1 protein-coding gene is annotated in these 633 nt (G+C 60.8%); it reads left to right on the top strand.

Annotated features, from left to right (window positions below; genetic code table 4):
* Positions 1-41: 41 nt before the first annotated feature.
* Positions 42-633 (top strand): ATP-dependent Clp protease proteolytic subunit (locus FJM08_RS08570; protein WP_140031745.1); only part of this gene is annotated, 592 nt, incomplete at its 3' end.

Genomic DNA, 633 nt, shown 5'->3' with positions numbered 1-633 from the left:
GGAATTCCCAAAATACTCAGAGCCAGACCGAGGCGCGATATATCCTGCCGTCGTTCATCGAGCACTCCAGCTTCGGGGTCAAGGAGTCCACTCCATACAAAAAGCTGTTCGAGGAACGCATCATCTTCCTAGGCGTCCAGGTCGACGACGCGTCGGCGAACGACATCATGGCACAGTTGCTGGTGTTGGAGTCGTTGGATCCCGACCGCGATATAACCATGTACATCAACTCGCCGGGCGGTGGGTTCACCTCGCTGATGGCGATCTACGACACCATGGTGCTGGCGCCCTGTGACATCGCCACCTACGCGATGGGCATGGCCGCCTCGATGGGCGAGTTCCTGCTGGCGGCAGGTACCAAGGGCAAGCGCTACGCGCTGCCGCATGCTCGCATCCTGATGCACCAGCCGTTGGGCGGGGTGACCGGCAGCGCGGCCGATATCGCCATCCAGGCCGAGCAGTTCGCCGTGATCAAGAAAGAAATGTTCCGGCTCAACGCCGAATTCACCGGCCAGCCGATCGAGCGCATTGAGGCGGATTCCGATCGCGACCGCTGGTTCACCGCCGCCGAAGCCCTGGAATACGGTTTCGTCGATCACATCATCACCCGCGCCCACGTCAATGGAGAAGCAC

This window comes from Metamycoplasma equirhinis (assembly GCF_006385185.1).
Classification (GTDB): Bacteria; Bacillota_I; Bacilli_A; order Mycoplasmatales; family Metamycoplasmataceae; genus Metamycoplasma; species Metamycoplasma equirhinis.
The sequence above is the reverse complement of the archived record's forward strand: the minus strand, read 5'-3'. Positions and strand labels throughout refer to the sequence as shown.